22 protein-coding genes are annotated in these 24,520 nt (G+C 69.2%); 5 read left to right on the forward strand and 17 right to left on the reverse strand.

All coding sequences use genetic code 11. The annotated features are described in order from the left end of the window. The first annotated feature begins 6 nt into the window (after positions 1–6). Positions 7–1,005 (forward strand): inorganic phosphate transporter, encoded by a 999-nt coding sequence (locus ABZX79_RS09150; RefSeq protein ID WP_355253786.1) that lies wholly within the window; start codon positions 7–9, stop codon positions 1,003–1,005. Between the two features lie 338 nt (positions 1,006–1,343). Here ABZX79_RS09150 and pstB read toward each other — a convergent pair whose 3' ends face one another. From pstB to pstS, 4 genes are all read right to left on the reverse strand, one after another. After that, positions 1,344–2,120 (reverse strand): phosphate ABC transporter ATP-binding protein PstB, encoded by a 777-nt coding sequence (gene pstB / locus ABZX79_RS09155; RefSeq protein ID WP_355253788.1) that lies wholly within the window; start codon positions 2,118–2,120, stop codon positions 1,344–1,346. A 29-nt stretch (positions 2,121–2,149) separates the two neighbouring features. Continuing rightward, positions 2,150–3,223: a phosphate ABC transporter permease PstA gene (gene pstA, locus ABZX79_RS09160; protein ID WP_355253790.1), complete on the reverse strand. Its 1,074-nt coding sequence runs from the start codon at positions 3,221–3,223 to the stop codon at positions 2,150–2,152. Continuing rightward, positions 3,220–4,209: a phosphate ABC transporter permease subunit PstC gene (gene pstC / locus ABZX79_RS09165; protein ID WP_355253792.1), complete on the reverse strand. Its 990-nt coding sequence runs from the start codon at positions 4,207–4,209 to the stop codon at positions 3,220–3,222. The genes pstA and pstC overlap by 4 nt, the downstream gene beginning before the upstream one ends. Positions 4,210–4,335: 126 nt before the next feature. After that, a complete protein-coding gene (pstS, locus tag ABZX79_RS09170; RefSeq protein WP_355253794.1) occupies positions 4,336–5,469 on the reverse strand; it encodes a phosphate ABC transporter substrate-binding protein PstS in 1,134 nt (377 codons plus the stop codon). A 386-nt stretch (positions 5,470–5,855) separates the two neighbouring features. Between pstS and ABZX79_RS09175 the strand changes: the two genes are divergently transcribed. Continuing rightward, positions 5,856–7,523, forward strand: a complete 1,668-nt coding sequence (locus tag ABZX79_RS09175; RefSeq protein WP_355253796.1) for a recombinase family protein — start codon at positions 5,856–5,858, stop codon at positions 7,521–7,523. Here the strand turns inward: ABZX79_RS09175 and ABZX79_RS09180 are convergent. From ABZX79_RS09180 to ABZX79_RS09215, 8 genes are all read right to left on the reverse strand, one after another. Continuing rightward, positions 7,480–7,905, reverse strand: a complete 426-nt coding sequence (locus ABZX79_RS09180; RefSeq protein WP_355253798.1) for an NUDIX hydrolase — start codon at positions 7,903–7,905, stop codon at positions 7,480–7,482. The two genes, ABZX79_RS09175 and ABZX79_RS09180, sit on opposite strands and share 44 nt — an antisense overlap. After that, positions 7,902–8,906, reverse strand: coding sequence for a CHAD domain-containing protein (locus ABZX79_RS09185; protein WP_355254271.1), 1,005 nt, complete (start codon positions 8,904–8,906; stop codon positions 7,902–7,904). Before ABZX79_RS09185 ends, ABZX79_RS09180 begins: the two co-directional genes overlap by 4 nt. A gap of 91 nt (positions 8,907–8,997) precedes the next feature. Next, entirely contained in the window at positions 8,998–11,229 is a 2,232-nt protein-coding gene (locus ABZX79_RS09190; protein WP_355253800.1) for an RNA degradosome polyphosphate kinase, read from the reverse strand. A gap of 227 nt (positions 11,230–11,456) precedes the next feature. Further along, positions 11,457–12,407: an ABC transporter permease gene (locus tag ABZX79_RS09195; RefSeq protein ID WP_355253802.1), complete on the reverse strand. Its 951-nt coding sequence runs from the start codon at positions 12,405–12,407 to the stop codon at positions 11,457–11,459. Continuing rightward, complete coding sequence (locus ABZX79_RS09200) at positions 12,404–13,303, reverse strand: ABC transporter ATP-binding protein (protein WP_355253804.1); 900 nt, start codon at positions 13,301–13,303, stop codon at positions 12,404–12,406. Before ABZX79_RS09200 ends, ABZX79_RS09195 begins: the two co-directional genes overlap by 4 nt. Continuing rightward, complete coding sequence (locus ABZX79_RS09205; RefSeq protein WP_355254273.1) at positions 13,300–13,704, reverse strand: GntR family transcriptional regulator; 405 nt, start codon at positions 13,702–13,704, stop codon at positions 13,300–13,302. Before ABZX79_RS09205 ends, ABZX79_RS09200 begins: the two co-directional genes overlap by 4 nt. A 90-nt stretch (positions 13,705–13,794) precedes the next feature. Then, positions 13,795–14,721 carry a mycothiol synthase gene (gene mshD / locus ABZX79_RS09210; protein ID WP_355253806.1) on the reverse strand — a complete coding sequence of 309 codons (927 nt, stop codon included), beginning with the start codon at positions 14,719–14,721 and terminating at the stop codon, positions 13,795–13,797. Between the two features lie 69 nt (positions 14,722–14,790). After that, positions 14,791–15,858 carry a PDDEXK nuclease domain-containing protein gene (locus ABZX79_RS09215; RefSeq protein WP_355253808.1) on the reverse strand — a complete coding sequence of 356 codons (1,068 nt, stop codon included), beginning with the start codon at positions 15,856–15,858 and terminating at the stop codon, positions 14,791–14,793. Positions 15,859–16,049: 191 nt separating this feature from the next. Here ABZX79_RS09215 and ABZX79_RS09220 point away from each other — a divergent pair, with 191 nt between their 5' ends. Further along, complete coding sequence (locus ABZX79_RS09220) at positions 16,050–17,879, forward strand: bifunctional metallophosphatase/5'-nucleotidase (protein ID WP_355253810.1); 1,830 nt, start codon at positions 16,050–16,052, stop codon at positions 17,877–17,879. A 95-nt stretch (positions 17,880–17,974) separates the two neighbouring features. Here ABZX79_RS09220 and ABZX79_RS09225 read toward each other — a convergent pair whose 3' ends face one another. The 5 genes from ABZX79_RS09225 to ABZX79_RS09245 all read right to left on the reverse strand — a co-directional run bounded on the left by ABZX79_RS09225 (position 17,975) and on the right by ABZX79_RS09245 (position 23,146). Then, the gene (locus ABZX79_RS09225) at positions 17,975–19,405 is read right to left on the reverse strand and encodes a HAMP domain-containing sensor histidine kinase (RefSeq protein ID WP_355253812.1); all 1,431 of its coding nucleotides are present in this window, start codon (positions 19,403–19,405) and stop codon (positions 17,975–17,977) included. After that, positions 19,402–20,130, reverse strand: a complete 729-nt coding sequence (locus ABZX79_RS09230) for a response regulator transcription factor (RefSeq protein ID WP_355253814.1) — start codon at positions 20,128–20,130, stop codon at positions 19,402–19,404. Before ABZX79_RS09230 ends, ABZX79_RS09225 begins: the two co-directional genes overlap by 4 nt. 74 nt (positions 20,131–20,204) lie before the next feature. Then, a complete protein-coding gene (locus ABZX79_RS09235) occupies positions 20,205–21,188 on the reverse strand; it encodes a trypsin-like peptidase domain-containing protein (RefSeq protein ID WP_355253816.1) in 984 nt (327 codons plus the stop codon). An 89-nt stretch (positions 21,189–21,277) separates the two neighbouring features. Beyond that, the gene (locus tag ABZX79_RS09240) at positions 21,278–22,306 is read right to left on the reverse strand and encodes a LacI family DNA-binding transcriptional regulator (RefSeq protein WP_214979833.1); all 1,029 of its coding nucleotides are present in this window, start codon (positions 22,304–22,306) and stop codon (positions 21,278–21,280) included. A 24-nt stretch (positions 22,307–22,330) separates the two neighbouring features. Continuing rightward, the gene (locus ABZX79_RS09245; protein ID WP_355253818.1) at positions 22,331–23,146 is read right to left on the reverse strand and encodes a response regulator transcription factor; all 816 of its coding nucleotides are present in this window, start codon (positions 23,144–23,146) and stop codon (positions 22,331–22,333) included. A gap of 221 nt (positions 23,147–23,367) precedes the next feature. On the opposite strand from ABZX79_RS09245, the gene ABZX79_RS09250 reads away from it, so the two are divergent. Both ABZX79_RS09250 and ABZX79_RS09255 read left to right on the forward strand, forming a co-directional pair. After that, positions 23,368–24,225 (forward strand): alpha/beta fold hydrolase, encoded by an 858-nt coding sequence (locus tag ABZX79_RS09250; protein WP_355253820.1) that lies wholly within the window; start codon positions 23,368–23,370, stop codon positions 24,223–24,225. A 34-nt stretch (positions 24,226–24,259) separates the two neighbouring features. Continuing rightward, complete coding sequence (locus ABZX79_RS09255) at positions 24,260–24,514, forward strand: MoaD/ThiS family protein (protein ID WP_214979827.1); 255 nt, start codon at positions 24,260–24,262, stop codon at positions 24,512–24,514. The last annotated feature ends 6 nt before the right edge of the window (positions 24,515–24,520 follow it).

Here is a 24,520-nt window from a genome sequence, read left to right on the forward strand (position 1 = left end):
CCCCCGGTGGACACCTTTGCGCTCATCGTGACCATCGGGGTCGCGCTCGGATTTACGTACACCAACGGCTTTCACGACTCTGCGAACGCCATCGCGACTTCGGTTTCCACCCGGGCGCTGACCCCGCGCGCGGCCCTCGCCATGGCCGCCGTGATGAACCTCGCCGGAGCATTTCTGGGGAGTGGCGTCGCCAAGACCGTGAGTGAGGGGCTGATCGCCACTCCGCACGGTGACAAGGGGATGGGGATCCTCTTCGCCGCCTTGGTGGGGGCGATCGTCTGGAACCTTGTCACTTGGTACTACGGGCTTCCTTCGTCGTCTTCGCACGCGCTCTTCGGCGGCATGGTCGGAGCGGCGCTCGCGGGCGGCACCGAGGTCATCTGGTCCGGGGTGCTGGAGAAGGTCGTCATCCCGATGTTCATCTCACCGTTCGTCGGGCTGCTGCTCGGCTATCTGGTGATGGTCGTCATCCTGTGGATGTTCCGTAAGTCGAATCCGCACAAGGCCAAGCGGGGCTTCCGGATCGCTCAGACGGTTTCCGCGGCCGGTATGGCGCTCGGGCATGGTCTTCAGGACGCGCAGAAGACCATGGGCATCGTGGTGATGGCGCTGGTCATCGCCGATGTTGAGGGTCAGGGCGACGCGATCCCGATCTGGGTCAAGATCGCTTGCGCGGTGACGCTCTCGCTCGGTACGTACGCGGGCGGCTGGCGGATCATGCGGACGCTGGGCCGGCGCATCATTGAGCTGGACCCGCCGCAGGGGTTCGCGGCGGAGACCACCGCGGCGTCTGTGATGTACACGGCTTCGTTCATGTTCCACGCGCCGATCTCCACTACGCACGTCATTACGTCCGCGATCATGGGCGTCGGCTCCACCAAGGGGTCGCGTGCCGTGCGGTGGGGTGTCGCGAAGAACATCGTGCTGGGCTGGTTCATCACGATGCCGGCCGCCGCGCTGGTCGCGGCCACCTGTTATTGGGTGGTGCTCCTCGCCTTCGGGTGAGGTCGCACAGTCACCACGTATCACTTCGCCCCGCCTGATTCGATCCGGCGGGGCGAAGTCGTGTGCGTACGGTCAGCTGGTGCGCTCGCTTCCACACCCGGCCCTTGTAGGCGTCCTCGCCGTTGCCACCGACGTACACCTCGGCCTTGCCGTCCCTGTCCGCGTCGACGACGCCGACCGCCGCGCCGAAGTGGTCCAGGTTCTCCGAGGTGCTAGGGATGCCGGATCTCGGAACAGCTCCCGAACGTGGGTGGGCCCGCCCTCGATCGGAGGACGGGCCCATTGCCTTGCGGTGGCACCGCCATGCAGCACCGCAGGACAGGCGTGGCGGCCGGCTTCTAGCCGAAGCGGCCGGAGATGTAGTCCTCCGTCGCCTGGACGGACGGGTTGGAGAAGATGCGCTCGGTGTCGTCTATCTCGATGAGCTTGCCGGGCTGGCCGACCGCCGCGAGGTTGAAGAACGCCGTACGGTCCGAGACGCGCGCCGCCTGCTGCATGTTGTGCGTCACGATGACGATCGTGAAGCGCTCCTTCAGCTCACCGATCAGGTCCTCGATGGCGAGCGTCGAGATGGGGTCCAGGGCCGAGCACGGCTCGTCCATGAGGAGGACCTGAGGTTCGACGGCGATGGCGCGCGCGATGCACAGACGCTGCTGCTGGCCGCCGGAGAGGCCGGAGCCGGGCTTGTTCAGGCGGTCCTTGACCTCGTTCCAGAGGTTGGCGCCGCGCAGGGACTTCTCGACGACCTCGGCCAGCTTGTTCTTCTTGTACGAGCCGTTGAGGCGCAGGCCCGCCGCCACGTTGTCGAAGATCGACATGGTGGGGAAGGGGTTCGGGCGCTGGAAGACCATGCCGACCGTACGGCGTACGGCGACCGGGTCGACGTCCTTGCCGTAGAGGTTCTCGTCGTCCAGGAGGACCTTGCCCTCCACGCGGCCCCCGGGGGTGACCTCGTGCATGCGGTTGAGGGTGCGCAGGAAGGTGGACTTGCCGCAGCCGGACGGGCCGATGAAGGCCGTCACCGAGCGGGGCTCGACGGTCATCGAGATGTCGTCGATCGCCTTGTGGGTGCCGTAGTAGGCCGACAGGCCGCTGATGTCGATTCGCTTGGCCATCTTTGATCACGCTTCTTTCGTAGCCACGCTCAGCGGCCGGTGTTCGGGGCCTTCCAGCGGGCGATGCCGCGGGCCACCAGGTTGAGGATCATGACGAAGGCGATCAGGACCAGGGCGGCGGCCCAGGCGCGGTCGTACGACGCCTCACTGCCGACCCGGTACTGCTCCCAGATGTAGAAGGGGAGCGAGGACTGGGCGCCGTCGAAGGGGTTCGAGTTGATCAGCTGGGTGCCGAAGACGAGCAGCATGATCGGGGCGGTCTCGCCGGCGATACGGGCGATGGCGAGCATGACGCCCGTGGTGATGCCGCCGACCGCGGTGGGCAGGACCACCTTCAGGATCGTGCGCCACTTCGGTACGCCGAGGGCGAGGGACGCCTCGCGCAGCTCGTTCGGTACGAGCTTGAGCATCTCCTCGGTGGAGCGGACCACGACCGGGACCATCAGGATCGTCAGGGCGAGGGCGCCCATCAGGCCGGACGGCTGGAGGCCCGCGATCAGCATGATCGAGAGGATGAACAGGCCCGCGACGATCGAGGGGATGCCGGTCATGACGTCCACGAAGAACGTTACGGCCCTGGCCAGCTGGCCCGTGCCGTACTCAACGAGGTAGATCGCGGTGAGCAGTCCCAGCGGGGCGGCGATGAGGGTGGCGAGGCCCACCTGTTCGAGGGTGCCGATGAGGGCGTGGTAGACGCCGCCGCCTGCTTCGAAGCCGGGGACGCCGGCCATCGAGTGGGTCAGGAAGTAGCCGTCCATCACCTTCATGCCGCGGCTGACCGTCACCCAGATGAGGGAGAAGAGGGGCACGATCGCGAGGACGAAGCAGACCCAGACGACGCTGGTGGCGACCCGGTCCTTGGCCTGTCGCTTGCCCTCGACCACCGTCGCGGTGGTGTACGTGATGAGGACGAAGAACAGCGCGGAGAGCAGGCCCCACTGGACGCGGCTCTGCCAGCCGGCCACGAGACCGAGGCCGCAGCCGAGCGCGATCGAGACGACCGCGAAGACGGCCGGTGCCCAGCGGGGCAGGCCCTTGCGGGACAGGCTCTGGGTACGGGCGGGGGGCGCCGGACGCTTGTCCTGTATGGCTGTGTTGCTCATGCGTTGGCCCCCGAGTACTCCTTGCGGCGGGCGATGATGAGGCGTGCCGCGCCGTTGACCAGCAGGGTGAGGACGAAGAGGACCAGGCCCGAGGCGATCAGGGCGTCGCGCCCGAACTCGTTGGCCTCGTCGAACTTCGCAGCGATGTTCTGGGCGAACGTGCCGCCGCCCGGGTCGAGCAGGTGGCCGGAGATGAGGAAGCTCGGGGAGAGGACCGTCGCGACGGCCATCGTCTCGCCCAGTGCGCGGCCCAGGCCCAGCATCGAGGCGCTGATGACGCCGGAGCGGCCGAAGGGCAGCACCGACATGCGGATGACTTCCCAGCGCGTGGCGCCGAGCGCGAGTGCGGCTTCTTCGTTCATCTTCGGGACCTGGAGGAAGACCTCACGGCTGACGCTGGTGACGATCGGCAGGATCATGATCGCCAGCAGGATTCCGACGGTGAAGAGGTTCCGGGCCGCGCCCAGTTCCGTCTTGTCGAAAATGTACGTCCAGCCCATGTACTCGTCGAGCCAGGAGTTCAGGCCCCCCAGGTACGGGACGAGGAACAGGGCGCCCCAGATGCCGTAGATGATGCTCGGCACGGCTGCCAGCAGGTCCACGACGTAGGCGAGGGGCGCGGCCAGCCTGCGCGGCGCGTAGTGGGAGATGAACAGGGCGATGCCGACAGCGATCGGAACCGCGATGACCATCGCGATGATCGAGCTGACGACGGTGCCGTAGAGCAGGACCGCGATACCGAACACCGGCGGGTCGCCGGCCGGGTTCCAGTCGAAGGTCGTGAGGAAGTTGCCCTCGTCCTTCGAGATGGCCAGTACGGCGCGGTAAGTCAGGAAGGCGGCGATGGACGCCATGACCACCAGGAGCAGGATGCCGGAGCCGCGGGACAGGCCGACGAAGACCTTGTCGCCCGCGCGGCCCGTGGACGTGCCGCTCGGTTCTATGACTGGTGGTGCCTGTGGTGAGGGTGAGGACGTAATAGCCATGTCTTTCCGGTCTGTGTGGGGGAGCGGGGCTTCCGTTCCCCTGGCGGCGGTGCACCGGATGGGTGGTGGCTGCCCGGCCCGGAGAGTGCGGCGGGCCGGGCAGCCGGGGTGTGCGGCGCTTCGGTGTTACGAGAGGGAGCTGACCGTCTCGCGGACCTTGGCGTTGATCTCGGTCGGGATCGGCGCGTAGCCGGCCTCGGAGAGGACCTTCTGGCCGTCCTCACTGGCGGCGTAGGTCAGGAAGGACTTGACCGTGCCCAGGGTCTCGGCGTTGTTGCCCTTGTCGCAGACGACCTCGTAGGTCACCAGGACGATCGGGTACGCGCCTTCGGCCTTGGTGGCGTAGTCGAGCTTCAGGGCGAGGTCCTTGCCCTGGCCCTCGATCTTCGCGGCGCCGATGGCCTTCGAGGCGTTCTCGGAGGTCGCGGCGACCGGCTCGGCCGCACCCGTGTCGATCTTGACGGTGGAGATGTCCTGCGAGGTGGCGTACGAGAGCTCGAAGTAACCGATCGAGCCGTCCTCCTGCTTGACCTGGGCGGCGACACCGGCGGAGCCGGACGCGGCCTGGCCACCGGGCGCGGGCCACTTCTTCTCGGCCTCGTACGGCCAGTCCTTCTCGGCGGTGGCGCCGAGGTACTTGCCGAGGTTCTGGGTGGTGCCGGAGTCCTCGGAGCGGTGGAAGGCCTGGATCGCCTTGTCCGGGAGCTTGACGCCCGGGTTGAGCTTGGCGATCGCCTTGTCGTTCCACTTCTTGATCTTGTTGTTGAAGATCTTGGCGGTGGTGGAGGCGTCGAGGTTCAGGTTGTCGACGCCCTCCAGGTTGTAGCCGATCGCGATCGGGCCGCCGACCATCGGGAGGTTGATTCCCTGGCCGCCCTTGCAGATCTTCTTCGACTCGGTGACCTCTTCGGGCTTCAGCGCCGAGTCGGAGCCGGCGAAGCCGACGGTGCCCTGGTTGAACGCGACAATGCCCTCGCCCGAGGACGAGGACTTGTAGTTGATCTCTACGCCCGTGCAGGAGGCCATGTAGTTCTTGACCCAGAGGTCCATGGCGTTCTTCTGCGCGCTCGACCCGGACGCGAGGAGCTTGCCCTTCGCGTCGTCGCACTTGATGTTGCTGGCGGCCTTGGTGTTCTCACCGGTGCCACCGGTGGAGCCTGTGTTGTCGTCCGAGCCGCACGCCGTGAGGACCAGGGCGCCGGAGACGGCGAGGGCGCCGAGCGCTGTGGCGCGAAGCCGGTTCTTGCGCTGAAGCTTCACTTTCGGGTGTTCCTTCCAGGAGCCGCCGGGCCTGGGTGGTGGCGGCGTGCGAAGAGGTTTGTGTTCTCGGGTTCCAGCTACCCAGTGGGGCGGTCATCTCGCGATGTGCCTCGCACTGTGTACGTCCGAAATTAGGCAGAACAGGTGAAGCCGCCGACGGGAGAGAGTGAACGGGAGGTGAACCGTGCTGAACGGTGTGGTGTGCGGGGGCGCCTCGCGGCTGGCGATGGGGTGCGGATGGGGTGGCTGGGGTGGGGGTCGGTGGCCGCCGGGATGCTCCCCTTGTCGGCGGTGCCCGAAACGGGTGATGTGTCCCGCCCTTTTTACCCTTGGGGTGTAACTCAGTGCTGCTGCATGGCTACTTACGGTGGGCTACGGTTGCGAGGGTGCTCGACACCCGTAACCAGGCTCGCCGGTCCAAGACGTTCTCGCGTTCGTACGTCGCCCCACCGCTCCAGGCGTGGCTGGACGAGGGCGGAACGGTCGAGGACTGGCTCCGCGGCCGCACGCCTTTGATCTCCTACGCTCGCGTCTCTGCCGACCGGCTGAATGGTGACGCCATCGCCGTTGGACGCCAGCACAAGAACAACACCAGGAACGCGGAGCTACATGGGTGCGTTGTTGTCCTGCACTACGAGGACAACAACCTCACGGCCGCGAGGCGTGAAGTCATGCGCCCAGCATTCCGGCAGATGTGCACTGACATCGCTCATGGGCAGGAGGAGGTTTCAGGCGTGCCTGTTCGTGGCTGCGTAGCCGTCGAGAAGGAACGCGTGTACCGACTCCCACGCGACTTCGTCGCCTTGCAAGACGCACTCGTCATGATCGGCAATGGCATCTTCATCGACGGCAAGGCCCCCCTGAATCTGGTCGACGACGGAACCGCCATCGTCGGCCTTGTCTCCTCGGGCGCCGAAGAGGCCGAGGTGAAGAAGGTGCGTGAGCGCACGGCGCGGAACGCTGCGGACAGGGCAGAGGAAGGGAGGAGTTACGGTGCGCCACGCCGTTTCGGCTGGCTTGGGGCGTCCAAGGACCCGTTCCGGGTCGGTAACAAGCACCAGAACGCAGAGGAGTGGCCGCACCTGATCGACATGATCAAGATGCGGCATGCGGGGAAGTCGTGGCGAGGCATCACGGCAGAGATGAACAGGCGCAAGGTCAAGACCGCCAGAGGTGGAGCCTGGTCGGAACAAGGAGTCAAGGGTCTCGTAACCAATCCGGCGTGGTGGGGCGGCAGAGTCCTCAACGGCGAAATGGTGAGGGATGCCAAGACCAGTGAGCCCACGATTGGGGACTGGGATCACGCCGACGAAAAATCTGACGAAGTCACCTACGAGACGTGGCAGAGCATCATGACCGGGGTCCAGGCGAATCGTCTGCACAGAGGAATGAGGAACAAGGAGGACGCCGAGCGGCCGGACCAGGAAATGCGGACACGTGTTTACCTCTTCTCCGGTCATCTCCGATGCGGGCGCATCAATGATCTCGAAGAAGTCTGTTACTCGAAACTTACGGGGAACAAAGCGTCTGGGAAGAATGCCAAATACGGTGACTACTACCGATGCGGAGACGCCAATTGCAGGGGTGTCGGTCGTCGCGTTGCGCCCGTGGACGAGCACTTGGAGGGCCTTGTCTTGGCCTTCCTGGATCAGTACTTCTCCGGGAGTGAAGCCACCACGAGCCCTTGGCGCGGCAAGGACAAGCTCGCACATTTGCGTAAGAAGCGGAGAGACATCAGGGACTCGGTGGCTTCGGGGACTGGCGATTGGAGCGACCTCAGCGACCTGCTGATGCGCCTGGACCGGAACATCAAGACGCTTGAGTGCGAAGAGAAGGGCCATTTGAAGGCGGAGGCGAAAAGAAATCTACTCAGGGGCTGGAGTCGCGCCAAATGGGATGACATGGAGCTGTCGGAGAAGCGGGAAGTAATTGGGCAAGCCGTCACATCCGTTGTCGTCATGCCGATCCCCGAAGGCGTCAGTGACAAGGCCCCATTTGACCCGACTCTGCTCAAAGTGTCATGGGCCCCTCCATGGTCGTACGAAGGATGCTGAGAAGAGCGGTGACCAGCTCTTTGTCCCTGTTCTGAGTGAGACGGCCGAGCGCCGCATTGGGACGCAGCCACACCATCCGGTCCACCTCGCTGTTGGGTTGGAAGGAGCCGCTGGTGGCTTCGGCTGCCCAATAGCGGACCTCTTTGAGGCGGTCGTCGACCACGTAGCGGACCGTGGGCAGCTCCGGACCCGGGACGCAGGTCATGCCGGTCTCTTCCAGCACTTCGCGGAGGGCCGCATCTCGAGCTGCCTCTCGAGGCTTGAGCTTGCCTTTCGGATGAGACCAATCTGCCCACTTGGGTCGATGAATCAGGGCGAGTTCGATCCCATTGCCGGAGGGCGACCGGCGCCACAGCACGCAGCCGGCGGCGAGCACTGTCATGGGGTTGTCGCCGCCTCCGGCTGCCATGCCTGCTGGAAGGCGAAGCGTGCCGCCTCGACCTCGTGCCGCTGGTCGGCGTGCAGGACGCCCAGGGCGTACGCCGTCGCCGGGGCGATGCGCGGGGTACGGGCCGCCGAAGCCGCCGCGGTCGCCGCCTCGGCCGCGTCGCGGTGCCGGTCCAGGGCCTGCGCCGCCGGGAGCGTGTCGGCGGGGGCCGCGACGACCTCCTGCGCGTAGCGGTGGAGGCGCAGGAGCAGGCGTACGTGGTGCCAGGGGGCGTCCTGCGTCTCGCCGCCGGGCGCCGGGGCGAGGCCGTGGACCAGTGCCTCGGCGTTGTACGGGTGGGAGGCGCGCCCCAGCGGCAGCGCGGCCACCGCTTCCTTGAGCCGCTGCTCGGCGCCGGTCGCCAGCGGCGCCAGCACTTCGGCGGCGGGCGCGGCGGCGGCAGGGCCGAGCGGCACGTCCGAGGCCAGTAAAGCCACGGCGTCGGCGACCGCGTGGAACCGCGAGGAGCCCAGCGCCTGAAGCGCCGCCGAGTGTGCCCGCGTCCTGGCCAGCGTCAGCTGCCGCTCCAGCAGCGCCCCGGCCCGCGCGGCCCCCACGGTCAGCGAGCCCGCGTGCTCGGCCCCGCCACCGCGCGCCGCAGGCACCGAGGCGGGTCCGGCGTCGGCGCCGCCCGCCCCGGAGAGCCGGTTCAGCGCCCCCAGCAGCCGGGTCAGGCGGGCGGCGTAGGCGTGCTCGCGGGCCAGGGTGCCGGAGAGCCAGGCCAGCTCGGCGCGCAGGGTGTCCGCCCAGCCGGTGTCGGTCAGGGGCCGGAACGTATGCAGCGTCCCGCTGATCCGACGCGCCGAGCCGCGCAGCGCATGGACCGCCTCGGCCGCGTCCGCCGCGCCCTGCGGGTCCTGGCCACTCTCGCGGTGCAGGCGCAGGCTGCGCAGGAAGTCGGCGGCCTGGGCGTGGAGGTACGGCGCCAGGAGCTCCCGGGAGAGCACGTCCGGCACGCCCTCCGCGGGCGGGAAGGCCGGGGCCGCGGCCGAGTCCGGGCCGGTGCCCGGCCGGGACTGCGGCCGGTGGCGGGGTCGGGATGCGGTGTCACGGTTTCGCACGCCGGCGCCTCCGGGCGTCAATGAGCAGTTCCTGTACGTGCCGCAGCGGCTGGCCCTCGGCGTCCGTCGCGCGGCGCGTCCAGTTGCCGTCGGGGCCGAGGTGCCAGGAGGCTGTGGAATCGGACATTCCGGTTTCCAGCAGCCGGGTCAGGGACGCACGGTGGGCCGGGTCGGTGACCCGGACCAGTGCCTCGATGCGGCGGTCGAGGTTGCGGTGCATCATGTCGGCGCTGCCGAACCAGACTTCGGGCTCGCCGCCGTTGCCGAAGGCGAAGATCCGCGAGTGTTCGAGGAAGCGGCCCAGTATCGAGCGGACCCGGACGTTCTCGGAGAGGCCGGCGACTCCGGGGCGTATCGCGCAGATGCCGCGTACCCAGATGTCGACCGGTACGCCCACCTTCGCCGCCCGGTAGCACGCGTCGATGATCGCTTCGTCGACCATCGAGTTGACCTTGAACCGGACGTACGCGGGACGGCCCGCCTGGTGGTTCGCGGCCTCTTTGTTGATACGGGCTATCAGGCCGTCACGCAGGGACTTCGGTGCCACGAGCAGCCGGCGGTAGGTCTCGCGACGCGAGTAGCCGGACAGCCGGTTGAAGAGGTCGGAGAGGTCCGCGCCGACCTGCGGGTTGGCGGTCAGCAGCCCGAGGTCCTCGTAGAGCCGGGCCGTCTTGGGGTGGTAGTTGCCCGTACCGACGTGCGAGTAGCGGACCAGCTGGTCGCCCTCCTGGCGGACCACGAGCGACAGCTTGCAGTGGGTCTTGAGGCCCACCAGGCCGTATACGACGTGGCAGCCGGACTCCTCCAGCTTGCGCGCCCACTTGATGTTGGCCTGCTCGTCGAAGCGGGCCTTGATCTCGACGAGTACGAGGACCTGCTTGCCGGATTCGGCGGCGTCGATCAGCGCGTCCACTATCGGGGAATCGCCCGACGTCCGGTACAGCGTCTGCTTGATCGCCAGGACGTCCGGGTCGGCCGCCGCCTGCTCCAGGAACGCCTGCACGGAGGTGGAGAAGGAGTCGTACGGGTGGTGCAGGAGCACGTCGCGCTCGCGCAGCGCGCCGAAGACGTCCGGCGCGGACGCCGACTCGACCTCGGCCAGCTCGCGGTGCGTGCCCGCGATGTACTTCGGGAACTTCAGCTCCGGCCGGTCCAGCGCCGCGATCCCGAACAGCCCGGTCAGGTCCAGCGGGCCCGGCAGCGGGTACACCTCGGCGTCCGACATCTTCAGCTCGCGAACGAGGAGGTCGAGGACGTACGGGTCGATCGACTCCTCCACCTCCAGCCGCACCGGCGGGCCGAAGCGGCGCCGCATGAGCTCCTTCTCCAGCGCCTGGAGGAGGTTCTCGGTGTCGTCCTCCTCGACTTCGAGGTCCTCGTTGCGCGTGACCCGGAACATGTGGTGCGCGAGGACCTCCATCCCCGGGAAGAGCTCTTCGAGGTGCGCGGCGATGACGTCCTCAAGGGGTACGTACCGCTGCGGCGAGGCCTCCAGGAAGCGGGACAGCAGCGGCGGGACCTTGACGCGCGCGAAGTGGCGGTGGCCGCTGACCGGGTTGCGGACGACCACGGCGAGGTTGAGGGAGAGACCCGAGATGTACGGGAAGGGGTGCGCGGGGTCGACGGCCAGCGGGGTCAGGACCGGGAAGATCTGCTGGCGGAAGAGCGTGAAGAGGCGCGCCTGCTCCTTCTCGGTCAGCTCGGGCCAGCGGATCAGGTGGACGCCCTCGTCGGCGAGGGCCGGGGCGATGTCCTGCTGGTAGCAGGCGGCGTGCCGGGCCATGAGCTCGCGCGAGCGGGTCCAGATCAGCTCCAGGACCTCACGGGGCTGGAGGCCGGACGCGGAACGGGTGGCGACACCGGTCGCGATACGGCGCTTCAGTCCGGCCACCCGGACCATGAAGAACTCGTCCAGGTTCGAGGCGAAGATCGCGAGGAAGTTCGCTCGTTCGAGGAGGGGCGTGGCGGGGTCCTCGGCGAGTTCGAGCACCCGCTCGTTGAAGGCGAGCCAGCTGCGTTCGCGGTCGAGGAATCGGCCCTGGGGCAGCTCGGTGTCCGCCTCGGCATCCTCGACGTACGCATCAAGATCGGCGTCGATGTCGGGGTCCAGGTTGGTCACCGGGGACCCCGCCAGGGTGTGCGGGCGGTGCGCGGCGATGGAACCGACGGACGGCTGAGCATGCTGGACGGGGACATCGGCGCTCGGCTGCTGGCTCATGACCCCATTGTTCCGCGCCCGGGGGTCGCCGGGCGCGCCGAGAAGGGGTGATGTGCGGGAGGCTCTCCCGTTCGGGGAGGGTGGCACAGCGGGCTGCATTCCGAGAGGTTCGCAAGCGTGTCTGAATGCGCGGTAACGGAGACATGACGTGCAGGATGCGGGGCCGGGGCCGCCGGGGCCGCCGGGATGCGTTCCCCGGAGCCCGGCGGCCGTCGATCGCTCCCCCGTCAGGCGCTCCGGCGGCGCAGTACGTAGAACGCGGCGGCCGTCAGCAGGGCCGCCAGGGCCAGCACGATGCCGGTCTCCACGAGCTGCAGTGGCCAGAAGTGCGACACCGGGTGGTACTCGCGGAAGCCGGTGATGCCGTGGTGGACGTAGCACTGATTGATGTCGGTGTCGTTCCAGCACTGCGCGCCGGAGATGCGCCCTCCCTCGGCGTTGGTCATCCACTCCGCGACGGTAAAGGCGCCTTCGGGGGTGTCCAGCATGTTCATATTGGGCCCGCTGATCGTTCTGGTGGTCCAGAACCCGCCCCGCGCGTTGGCCAGCGCCACCATGACTGCGCCGGTGACGAGCGCGGTGACGGCCATGGCGGGAACGGTGCGGCGCACCAGCAACCCGACGAGGGCGCCGACGGCCACGGCGAGCAGGGCGTACGCGACGGTGACCGGGCCGATCGCCGCATACACGTGCGGTTCGTACCAGCTGTGGTTGAACGCGTCCTTCGCCAGGTACGTCCACCCCCAGCGGTAGACCGCGGTCAGCACGGCCACGCCGGCGAGCACGGTGATGGCGGGCACGGCGACCTTCGCCGCGAGCCAGCGGCGGGGCGTCACCGCCTGGGTCCACAGCATCTTGTATGTGCCGCTCTCCAGGTCGCGTGCGACCATCGGCCCCGCCACGAACGCCCCGACTAGCAGCGGGATCAGCAGCATCCCCAGAGCGCCGTACTCCATGACCCACATGGCGGCGCTTTGGACCTCGCTGTACTGGAAGATGTCGTCGCCGCAGATCGTGATGTCGCCGTCCGGGCACTTCGCCTGCGCGGACGCCATCCAGACGCGCAGTGCGACGACGGTCCCGGCGGACGCCACGAGCAGGGCCAGGGTCACCCACACCGCGCGGCGGTGCTGTCGGACCGTGACCCAGGCCGGGCCGCGGAGTGTGATCGCGCTCATTCGCCCGCCACCGTCCCTGCCGCTGCGGCGCTGGGGGTGAGCAGGGCGGGCGCTCCGGGGGAGCGGAGGTGGGCGAGCAACAGTTCCTCCAGTGACGGTTCCATGGTCTGCCAGTCTTCGCGGACCGGGCCCTCGCGGCGGACCAGCGCCGTGAGCTGACGGCCGGTCGTACGGGACTCGACGACCGTGTGGGGGGCCAGGTCCCGTACCGGGCCGGTGAGCAGGGTGTGCGCCGCGAGGATGTCTTCCGTCTCGCCGCCGAGCCGGACCCGGCCGCCGTCGACGAGCAGCAAGTAGTCGCAGGAGCCCTCCAGTTCGGCGAGGACGTGCGAGGACATCACGATGGTCGTGCCGCGTTCGGCGGACTCCGCCATGAGCGCGCCCATCAGCTGGTGGCGGGCCAGCGGGTCCAGGTCGGCCATCGGCTCGTCCAGCAGCATCAGCTCCGGCCGCTTGCCGAAGGCGAGGGCGAGCGCGAGGCGGGTGCGCTGGCCGCCGGAGAGGGCGCGGACGCGGGTGTGCGGGGCCAGATTTCCCTCCCGTACGATCCGGTCGGCCGCTGCCGCGTCCCAGTGGGCGGGGTTGAGCTCGCGGCCCATGCGCAGGGTGTCCTGGACGCTCAACTGCGGCAGCAGCGGCTTGTCCTGGGCGACGTAAGCCATCCGGGAGCGGGCCTCGGCCGGTGAGACGCCGAGGATGCGTACCGTGCCCTCGGTGGGGCGCAGGAGGCCGGCCGCGTGGGCCAGGAGTGTCGACTTGCCGGCGCCGTTGGGTCCGACGAGTGCGCAGATACGCCCCGTGGGCACCCGGAAGGAACACTCGCGCAGGGCCCAGCCGCCGCCGCGCCGTCTGCCGTAGGTCTTGCCGAGGCCGGTCGCCTCGATCGCCGGTGTCATGCGTCGTCCCCCATGTCGTTCAAGTCGTCCAGGTCGTCCAGTACGGAAGTGAAGAGCGCGGCCATGTCGTCCCTTTCCAGCCCGGCCTCGCGGGCCCGCGCGACCCACTCGGTGAGCTCGGCGCGCAGCGGAGTGTCCGCGGTGGCCTGCCCGCCCCCGAGGGAGCGGGTGACGAACGTGCCCAGTCCCCTGCGCGCCTCGACCAGCCCCTCGCGCTCCAGCTCGCGGTACGCCTTGAGCACGGTGTTGGGGTTGATCGCGGTCGCTTCGACGACCTCGCGGGCGGTCGGGAGTTTGTCGCCGGGCTCCAGGAGGCCCAGGCGGAGGGCGTGTTTGGTCTGCTGCACGATCTGGACGTAGGTGGCGACGCCGGTGCGCCGGTCGATGCGGAACTCGACCACGTGCTGCACCACCCTTTCACTAGTTAAGTAGTGGAAGAGTGGTGCAAGGAAGGGGGCGGTGTCAACAGACGCCGCCCCCTTCGGTGTTGGCTACGACTCGGTTCGGTACATCAAGTCCGTCTCGTGCGTGGTGAAGCCGAGCCGCTCGTACACCGTCACGGCCGCCGTGTTGTCCGCGTCGACGTACAGCATCGCGGTCAGCAGCCCCTGCGCCGCCAGGTACCGAAGGCCCGTCGCCGTCAGGGCCTTGCCGAGGCCGCCGCCCTGCGCGTCGGGGCGGATGCCGATGACGTACACCTCGCCGAGCTGCTCCTCGGCGTGCGTCTTCGTCCAGTGGAAGCCGATGAGTTCGCCCGCGCGCTCCGCCAGGAAGAACCCCTTGGGGTCGAACCACGGCTCTGCCTTGCGGTCGTCCAGGTCACGCTGCGTGATAGCGCCCTGCTCGGGGTGGTGGGCGAACGCGGCGGCGTTCACGGCCAGCCAGGCGGCGTCGTCCTGCCCCGGCACGAAGGTCCGCAGGCTCACGCCGGCCGGGTAGACCGGCTCGGGGATGTCCAGCGGGCTCAACGGGCGCCGCATCTGGCGCAGTTCGCGGAAGAGGGTGAGCCCGAGGACCTGCGCGAGGTGCCGCGCGGCCGACTTTCCGCCGTGCGCCCAGACCCGCAACCGCTTGCCCGACGCGTCCAGCACGGTCATGCCGAGCGTGCGGCCGTGCCCCTGACCGCGATGCGAGGGGTGTACGACGAGCTCGGCGGCCGGTGCCTCTACGGGGTCGGTGTCCTCCAGCTGCGCGTATCCGAGGAGGGGCCCGTCGCCGACGTACAGCAGGAAGTGCCGGATCCCTTCCCGGCGTCCGCCACGCAACTGAAGCCGGCCCTGCTCGGAGACGGCCTGCATGCCGTCCACGCGGGTGGCCTCTTCGAGGAGCGCCAGGACTTCCTGGGCCTGCTGCTCGTCGAGCGCGTCGAGGGTCTGGATCTTCCTGAGGGAGCCGGGGGCGGTGGGGTCAGTCGTCATGAGTACGAGCGTACGGCGGCAATTGGGCAGCAGGCCGCTGCCCAAATCGTTGGGGTGGCGTCCCGGCCCTCATTGGCCGTCTCCGGCAGGGTGAAGAATCCGGTCCGCCAGGCGGGCCAGGTCTTCGCCGCTGGGCAGCTGCTTCCGTACCGGCTCGGGAAGAGCCGCATAGGTGCCGACGGCCAGCGGGTTGCGCTGGCTGCGGAGGGCGTATTCCACAACTGGCTGGTTCTTGCTCGCCGCGATGAGGATTCCGAGGGTGGGCCCGTCGACGGCTTTGTCGCGGACCAGGTCATCGACCACTTCGACGTAGAAACCGAGCTGGCCGAGGTGCTGGGGCGCGGCCGCACGCGTTTCGAGTTCGACGACGACGAAGCAGTGCAGCTTGTAGTGGTAGAAGAGCAGATCGATGCGGAACTCCTCACCACCGACCTGGACCGGGTACTGGCGGCCGACGAAGGCGAATCCCATGCCGAGCTCGATGAGGAACGGGACCAGGTTGGCGACGAGGGCGTCTTCGAGGTCTCGTTCGGCGGGCTTGCCGGTCAGCCGGGTGAAGTCGAGCCGGTACGGATCTTTGACGATCTCCTTGGCGGCCTCGGACTGCTCGGGGATGACCGCGTCGAAGTTGTTGGTGGCAGCGGCGTGCGAAAGGTGCAGGGCGCGGTGCACCGCTGATGCCAGGTCGTCTCGTGACCAGCCGTTACGGACCGCGTGGTGGGCGTAGAAGTCCAGCTCAGGGCGGGTCTTGCACTTGCCCATGAGGGTGACGATGTGGCCCCAGGGCAATTGTCCAACAGGTTGCTGGACAATTGGCTCCGGCCAGGTGCGAGCCATCTGCTGCATGTAGTGGAGGTTGGCGCGGCTGAAGCCGCGCTGGTTCGGGAATTCCGTGCGCAGCTCTGCCGAGATGCGGTCGATGACCTTGGTCCCCCACCTCTCCTTGCGCTGCCGCTCCAGGATCGTCCGCCCGATGTCCCAGTACATCTGGAGCATCTCGGTGTTGACCTTGAGCTGTGCCCGTACATGCGCCCCGCGCACGAGGTTCTTCAGTTCGGCCACCAGCTCGAAGAAGCCCGGGGGCAGCTCCGAGGACTGGGCGGGGACGACCGGCTTGGCGGTGATCTCGTCGTTCATGCGCACAGAGTTTCGTGATCTCCCCTGTCGTCGCGCTCAGTTACGGACAACATCCGCCGTACGAGTGACGGGCGTCCAGGGGCTGAGATACCGCCGAAGGCAATCAGCTTGTAACCGTCACCCCCTGTTGCTCTACGCGCGTTGACTTTAGGCTGCGGTTCGTCCGTCACGCTGAACTCACAAGGGGACAGATGTCAGCGAACCCTCGTACCAACCGCAAGCACCGCGCGACCCGGCGCATACTCGCCTCCGCCGCCGGACTCGCCACCCTCGGCGCCCTCGTCGCCGTGATGCCGACCGCCGGGGCGTCGCAGCCCGAGGCTGCGTCCTCGGCGCACCCGCGGACCGTTGACGTACAGCTGCTGTCCTTCAACGACCTGCACGGGAACCTGGAGCCCCCGGCGGGCTCGGCCGGCACGGTCAATGAGACGCAGCCCGACGGGACCACGAAGGCGATCCCGGCCGGCGGCGTCGAGCACCTGGCGACCTCGCTGCGCAAGGCGCGCCAAGGGGAGCGGTACTCCGTCACCGCGGCCGGCGGCGACATGATCGGCGCCAGCCCGCTCTTGTCCGGGCTCTTCCACGACGAGCCGACGATCGAGGCGCTGAACAAGCTCGACCTCGACGTGTCCGCCGTCGGCAACCACGAGTTCGACGAGGGCGCCACCGAGCTGGCCCGCATCCAGAACGGCGGCTGTCACCCGGTCGAGGGCTGCTTCGAGAAGGGCAAGGAGTTCGAGGGCGCGGACTTCCCGTACCTCGCCGCGAACGTCACCAACGAGAAGACCGGCAGGCCGGTCCTCAAGCCGTACACGGTGTGGAAGAAGGACGGCGTCAAGATCGGCTTCATCGGCGTGACGCTCGAAGGCACGCCGGAGATCGTCAACGCCAACGGCATCAAGGGCCTGAAGTTCCACGACGAGATCGAGACGGTCAACAAGTACGCCAGGGAACTGGACCGCCAGGGCGTCAAGTCGATCGTCGCGCTCATCCACGAGGGCGGCTCGCCGGCCTCCTCCTCGTACAACTACGACTGCGACTCGCCGGGCGCCGGTGACGGCATCTCCGGCCCGATCGTCGACATCGCGAAGGGCATCACCCCGAAGGTCGACGCGCTCGTGACCGGACACACGCACCAGGCGTACGTGTGCACGGTCCCCGACCCGGCGGGCAAGCCGCGCATGGTGACCTCGGCGTCCTCGTACGGCAAGCTCTACACGGACACCACGCTCACCTACGACCGCCGCACCAAGGACATCGTGCGTACGGGCGTCAAGAGCGCGAACCACATCGTCGTGCGCGACCAGGAGCAGGCCAAGATCTGGGCGAAGGACATGACCTCGCTCATCGGCCGCTGGAACGAGCTGGCGGCCCCCATCGCGAACAGGCCGCAGGGCTTCATCTCCGCCGACATCAACGGGCGCGGCTCGACGGCCCCCGAGCGGCCGCTCGGCGACCTGATCGCGGACGCGCAGCTGGAGGGCATGGCCCCGGCCGACAAGGGCGGCGCGCAGCTCGCCCTCATGAACCCCGGCGGGATCCGCTCCGACCTTGTCTTCAAGGCGAGCGGCAGTGAGGGCGACGGTGTCGTGACGTACGGCGAGGCGTTCACCGTCCAGCCGTTCACCAACATGATGAACGTCGTCGACCTGACCGGCGCCCAGCTGATCACCGCGCTCCAGCAGCAGGTCAGCGGCGGCAACGAGGCCTCGCCGAAGATCCTTCAGGTGTCGAAGGGCTTCACGTACACCCTCGACATGACGAAGACGGGCGCCGCCCGCATCGACGTCGCCTCGGTGAAGCTGAACGGGGTCGCGCTCGACCCGGCGAAGACGTACCGCGTCGCGATGAACGAGTTCCTCGCGGGCGGCGGCGACGGCTTCCCGGTCTTCAAGGAGCACAAGAACAAGCTGGTCGGCGCCTCCGACTTGGACGTCTTCAACGCCTACCTGGCGAAGAACTCCAGCGCGGCGAGCCCGATCGCTCCGCCGGCCGCCGATCGGATCACGATCGTTAAGTAGGCGCGCTGCGGCGCGGCGAGTTCACCGAGGGGCGGCACCCAGGACGCCGGGTGCCGCCCCTCGGTGCGTTGGCTTTTCCCCGCAGGGCAACCGCGTCAGTCCGTCGTGGCCGGCGGTGGGGTCGGGGCGCCCGGGAGGCGGATCAGGGCCTCCGTGCCCCCGGCTCCATCCGCCGGGCGGCGCAGGGTTACCGTGCCGCCCGCCTGCTGGATCGTGCGGGCCACGATGGACAGGCCCAGGCCCGAACCCGGCAGGGCGCGGGCGGACGGCGAGCGCCAGAAGCGTTCGAAGACGTGCGGGAGTTCGCCGTCCGGGATGCCGGGGCCGTGGTCGCGCACCGTCAGTTCGCCGTGGCGGTTCAGGGCCACGTCGACCGCGCCGCCCGGCGGGCTGAACTTCACCGCGTTGTCGAGGACGTTGACCAGCGCCCGCTCCAGCGCGGCCGGCTCGGCCCGTACGTACCAGGGGGAGAGGTCCGCGTTGATCGTCAGCTCCGGGCCGCGCAGCCGGGCGCGCTCCAGGGCGGCGGCCGCGATCTCGTGCAGGGCGACAACGCGCAGCGGGCTTCCCTGGTCGGCCGTGTCGGGGCGCGCCAGCTCCTGCAAGTCGCCGATGAGGGCGGCCAGTTCCGTCATCTGGGCCTTGACTGACGCCATCAGCGCGGCCCGGTCGTCGGGCGGGATCGCCCGCCCCGTTTCGTCGCTGCGGGCGAGGAGTTCCACGTTCGTACGCAGAGACGTCAGCGGGGTGCGCAGCTCGTGGCCCGCGTCGGCGATCAGCTGCGCCTGGCGGTCCCGGGAGGAGGCCAGGGCACTGGTCATCGCGTTGAAGGAGCGCGACAGGCGGGCGATCTCGTCCTCGCCCTCGACCGGGATGCGTACGGTCAGGTCCTCCGTACGCGCGACGTGTTCGACGGTGTCGGTCAGCTTGTCCACCGGGCGCAACCCGGCACGGGCGACCCACAGTCCGGTGGCGCCCGCCCCCAGCACCCCGATGCCGGACAGGGTGAGGAGAACCCAGGCGAGGGAGCTCAGGGGACCGTCGACCTCGCTCATGGGCCGGGCCACGGAGACCGCGAACGGCGGGCCGGGGATCAGATTCTGCCGCGCGTCCCTGAACAGGTAGGTGTAGACCCGCATCTCCCTGCCGTCGGCCGCCTCCGTCGTGTGCAGCGCGTCCTCCCGCTCGCCGGAGGCCACGGCGGTGTCGGCTGCCTGCGGGGGGATCGGCGAGACACCGGGGGAGGTGCAGGGCGGGCCGGAGGCCATGACGAGCTGGATGGTGTACGTCTGCGGCGCCGTCACGGCGGCGTCGCTGCCCGCGCAGGACAGCCGCAGCGCCTGCACATACCCGGCGTCGACCTTGACGCGCAGCGACGCGTCCAGCTGCTTCTCCAACTGCGCCCGCGTCACGAACCAGCACGCCGCCGCCACCGCCGCCACCGCGATCGCCACCGCCGTCGCCGTCAGCAGCGCCAGCCGCGAACGCAGCGGCAGCGCCCGGAATCTGCTCAGCGCACCGCTCACGCCTCACCGCCCCGCAGCGCGTACCCGACACCCCGCACCGTGTGCACCAGGCGCGGCTCGCCGCCGGCCTCTGTCTTGCGGCGCAGGTACATGACGTACACGTCGAGGGAGTTCGAGCTGGGCTCGAAGTCGAAGCCCCACACCGCCTTGAGGATCTGCTCGCGCGTCAGCACCTGGCGCGGGTGCGCGAGGAACATCTCAAGCAGCGTGAACTCGGTGCGCGTCAGCTCCACCGGCCGCCCGCCCCGCATCACCTCGCGCGTCGCCAGATCCATCCGCAGGTCGGCGAAGGACAGGACCTGGCCGGGCCCGCCCGGCGCCTCCTCGCCGACCGCTGCCCCGGCGGCGTACGAACTGCGCCGCAGCAGCGCCCTGATGCGGGCGAACAGTTCGTCCAGCTCGAACGGTTTCACCAGGTAGTCGTCGGCGCCCGCGTCGAGCCCGGTCACGCGGTCGCCGACCGTGTCGCGGGCGGTGAGCATGAGGATGGGAAGGGTGTCGCCGGACGAGCGGATGCGGCGGGCCGCCGTCAGGCCGTCCATGCGCGGCATCTGGATGTCGAGGATGATCAGGTCCGGGTCGTACGACGCCGCCTTCGCGAGCGCGTCGAGGCCGTCGACGGCGACCTCCGTCCCGTACCCCTCGAAGGCGAGACTGCGCTGAAGCGCTTCGCGCACAGCGGGCTCGTCGTCGACGATCAGGATGCGCTCGGCGGGGGTGTTCATCGGTCTTCGGTCTTCCTCGGGCTCGGTCGCTGCGTGGGCGCGTACGTCGCCTTCAGCCTCGCACGGTACGGATGTCAGCCGGCGTCCCCGGCGCGGAGCTTGCCCAGGTCGGCCTTCACCGTGTCGATGGGGATGGCGAAGCCGAGACCGACGCTGCCCGCCGTGGAACCGCTCGCTCCGCTCGGCGCGTACATCGCGGAGTTGATCCCGATGATCTCGCCGTCCATGTTGATGAGGGCGCCGCCCGAGTTGCCGGGGTTGAGCGAGGCGTCGGTCTGGATCGCCTTGTACGTCGTCTTCGAGGAGCCCGTGTCGCCGTTGAACTGCTGCCCCCCGAACTCGAACGGCCACTGACCGCTGTCCTGACCTTGCTGACCTTGCTGACCCTGGCCCGGGTTCTCGTCCTTCGACACGGCCACGTCCCGGTCGAGCGCGGAGACGATTCCGCTGGTCACCGTCCCCGTCAGGCCCTCCGGGGAGCCGATCGCCACCACCTCGTCGCCGACCTTCACGTCCTCGGAGTCCCCGAGCGTCGCCGCCTTCAGGCCGCTCGCGCCCCGGAGCTTGATCAGGGCGAGGTCCTTGTCCGGGTCGGTGCCGACGACCTCGGCGGTGTACGTCTTGCCGTCGCTCAGCTTGACCTTGACCGTGTCGGCGCCGGACACGACGTGGTTGTTCGTGATGATCTCGCCGTCGGCGGTGATGATCACCCCGGAGCCGGTGGAGTCGCCCGAGGCGGACGTGGCGCTGATCTCGACGATGCTGGGGCTCACGGCCTGCGCGACCCCGGAGACGGTGCCCTTGCTGCTCTGCGAGACGTTCGTACCGCTGACCGAGTTGCCGCCGGTGGCGGGCTCCGTGCCGGTCAGGCGCTCCGCGAAGGCCGCCGTTCCGCCGCCGATCATGGCCGCGACGATGGCGACGGCGGCGAGGAGTGCGACCGGCCGCCGGGCTCGCGGGGGTGCGGCCACCGGAGGTGCGTACGCGGGCGGCGGCGGATACGCGGCACCGTGCGAGGAGGAGGAAGGCTGCTGCTCGGGCTCCGGGTACTGGGTCATGTCTCAGAGCTTGGCCAGCGATTGTGAGAACCGTCTGAGGAGCCGCTGAGAAGCCCGACAGAAGCGCGTATGCCCTGAATAAAGAGGGGTTACGTCGCCGGGCAGCCGCAGGAGCGGCGTACCACCAGCGCCGAAGGGAACTGCTTCAGCCGCTCGCGCCGCGACCCCGCCACCCGCAGCGAGTCGTCCAGCACCAGGTCCACCGCCGCCCGCGCCATCGCCGGCCGGTCGGAGTACACCGTCGTCAGCGGCGGATCGGTGAGCGCCGCTTCCTTCACGTCGTCGAACGCCGCGACCGCCAGCTCGCCCGGTACGTCGATCCGCAGCTCACGCGCGGCCCGCAGCACGCCGATCGCCTGGTCGTCCGTCGAGCAGAAGATCGCCGGCGGCCGGTCCGGTCCCGCGAGCAGCCCCAGGGCCACCTTGTAGGCGTCGTACCGGTTGTACGGAGCGTGGAAAAGCCGGCCGTCGGTCGAGCGCCCCGACTCCCGCATCGCCCGGCGCCAGCCCACCACGTGGTCGGCCACCGGGTCGCCCACCATCGGCGTCGACTCCATGCCGCCCAGGCAGGCGACGTACGGATGACCGTGCTCCAGGAGGTGGCGGGTCGCGAGCTGCGCGCCGCCGATGTTGTCCGTGACGACCGCCACGTCGTCGATCGTCTCCGGCCGCTCGTGCAGCAGCACCACCCGGGCGTCCCACGCCTCGATCTCGGCGGCCGCCCACTCGCTCGGGCCCTGGCTGACCAGGATCAGGCCGGAGACCCGCATGCCGAGGAAGGCCCGCAGATAGTGGACCTCGCGCTCGTCGCGGTAGTCGGAGTTGCCGACGAGGACCATTTTTCCGCGGTCGGCGGCGGCCTGTTCGACCGCGTGCGCCATCTCGGCGAAGAACGGCTGCCGCGCATCGGGGACGATCATGCCTATGAGGTCGGTGCGGCGGGACGCCATGGCCTGCGCGACCCGGTCCGGCCGGTAGCCGAGCTCCTTGATCGCCGCGAGGACACGCTCGCGCGTGGCCGGGGCGACCGGCCGGGGTCCGTTGTTGATGACGTAACTGACGACAGCGGTCGAAGTCCCCGCAAGTCGTGCCACATCGTCCCGCGTCACCTTGGCCACGCGCGGCAGTCTACGCGGGGGGACCTACCGCTGGGCAGGCCGTACTGCCTGTTCCTCCCGCTGGGTCACCTCTGAGCCCGTGTCCGCCGTATGGGTGACGGCCGCGGGCGTCGCATTCTGCGCGGCCTTGGCGGCCCTGGCTTCCTCGGCCGCGGCCGCCCGCTCGACCTTCTCCGGAGTCACGAAGCGGTAGCCCACATTGCGTACGGTCCCGATCAGCGACTCGTGCTCCGGGCCGAGCTTCGCGCGCAGCCGCCGTACGTGCACATCGACCGTCCGCGTACCGCCGAAGTAGTCGTAGCCCCACACCTCCTGGAGGAGCTGGGCGCGCGTGAAGACCCGCCCGGGGTGCTGCGCCAGATACTTCAGCAGCTCGAACTCCTTGAAGGTCAGGTCCAGGACCCGCCCCTTCAGCTTCGCGCTGTACGTCGCCTCGTCGACCGACAGGTCGCCGCTGCGGATCTCCATCGGGCTGTCGTCCGAGGTGATCTGCTGGCGGCCCGTCGCGAGGCGCAGCCGCGCCTCGACCTCGGCCGGACCTGCCGTGTCGAGCAGTACGTCGTCGATGCCCCAGTCGGCGGTGACGGCCGCGAGGCCGCCTTCCGTGACGACGAGTATCAGCGGACAGCCGGGTCCGGTGGACCGCAGCAGCTGGCACAGCGACCTGACCTGCGGAAGGTCACGGCGGCCGTCGATCAGGATCACGTCGGCACCTGGGGTGTCGACGAGGGCCGGGCCCTCGGCGGGGGCCACCCGCACACTGTGCAGCAGCAGGCCGAGGGCGGGAAGCACCTCCGTCGACGGCTGAAGGGCATTGGTCAGGAGCAGCAGAGAACTCATCGTCGGCCACCTGCCCGGGTCGTCCGGTCGTGCACGTTTCGCTTGCCCATTACGTCGGTTCCTCCTCGGTCCCTGCGAGGACGTATGCGGCACTGCTTTCGTACGGTTCGGCCCCGCGCCCTGAGACCTCACCGCGTCATCTGTCCGTAACAACGGTCAGAAAACACAAAAGGACCCGGGGGCAACGTTGCCCAGGTCCTATGCCCAGCACAATAGCCCACATGAGTTCCGAACCGGAGGGTCAAGTCGGCAGATCGCGTGTTCCCTCGGTCACGCACGGCTCCCGGCGCACGGTTTTGCGGGCGGACGACGGGGTCCGGATCGAGGCGCTGTACGAGCCGTCGCAAGGGGGCCGCGCCGACCTGGCGATCGTCGTCGCGCACGGTTTCACGGGGTCGGTCGACCGGCCCGCCGTGCGGCGGGCGGCGCGGGTATTCAGGCAGTACGCCGCCGTGATCACGTTCTCATTCCGTGGACACGGCGGCTCAGGGGGCCGCTCCACGGTCGGCGACCGCGAGGTCCTCGACGTGGCGGCGGCGGTCCGCTGGGCACGCTCGCTGGGGCACGAGCGGGTGGTCACCGTCGGCTTCTCGATGGGCGGCTCGGTGGTCGTCAGACACGCGGCGCTGTACCGGGACGGCACCGGTTCCCCGCATGGGGGGCGCACGGAAGCGCACCCGCCGGGGCACGTGTCCGCGCGCGCCGACGCCGTGGTGGCGGTCAGCGCCCCCGCCCGCTGGTACTACCGGGGTACGGCGCCGATGCGGCGGCTGCACTGGGTGATCACCCGGCCCGCCGGGCGCCTCGTCGGGCGCTTCGGGCTGCGTACCCGGATCCACGCCCGGGACTGGGACCCGGTGCCGCTCTCGCCGGTCGAGGCGGCGGCCAGGCTCGGCCCGACGCCGCTGCTGGTCGTGCACGGCGACCGCGACCCGTACTTCCCGTTGGACCACCCGCGCGCACTCGCCGCAGCCGCTGACCACGGCGAACTGTGGATCGTGCCCGGCATGGGCCACGCCGAGAACGCGGCCGAGGAGACACTCCTCACCCGCATCGGCGCCTGGCTGACAGCGGCATAGCTCATCATGGAACCCGACGAAAGGAGCCGCCGCTATGGCAGTAGGCACCATCCGCTTCTGGGCCGCGGCCAAGGCCGCCGCCGGCACCGCAGAGGAGCCGTACGCGGCCGGGACGCTCGCCGAGGCGCTCGACGCGGTGCGCGAACGGCACCCCGGGGAGCTGACGCGCGTACTCCAGCGGTGTTCGTTCCTCATCGACGGCGACCCCGTCGGGACCCGCGGTCATGAGACCGTACGGCTGGCCGAGGGCGGCACGGTCGAGGTGCTCCCGCCGTTCGCAGGAGGATGACCCCCA

Source organism: Streptomyces sp. NPDC002994 (assembly GCF_040611155.1).
GTDB lineage: Bacteria > Actinomycetota > Actinomycetes > Streptomycetales > Streptomycetaceae > Streptomyces.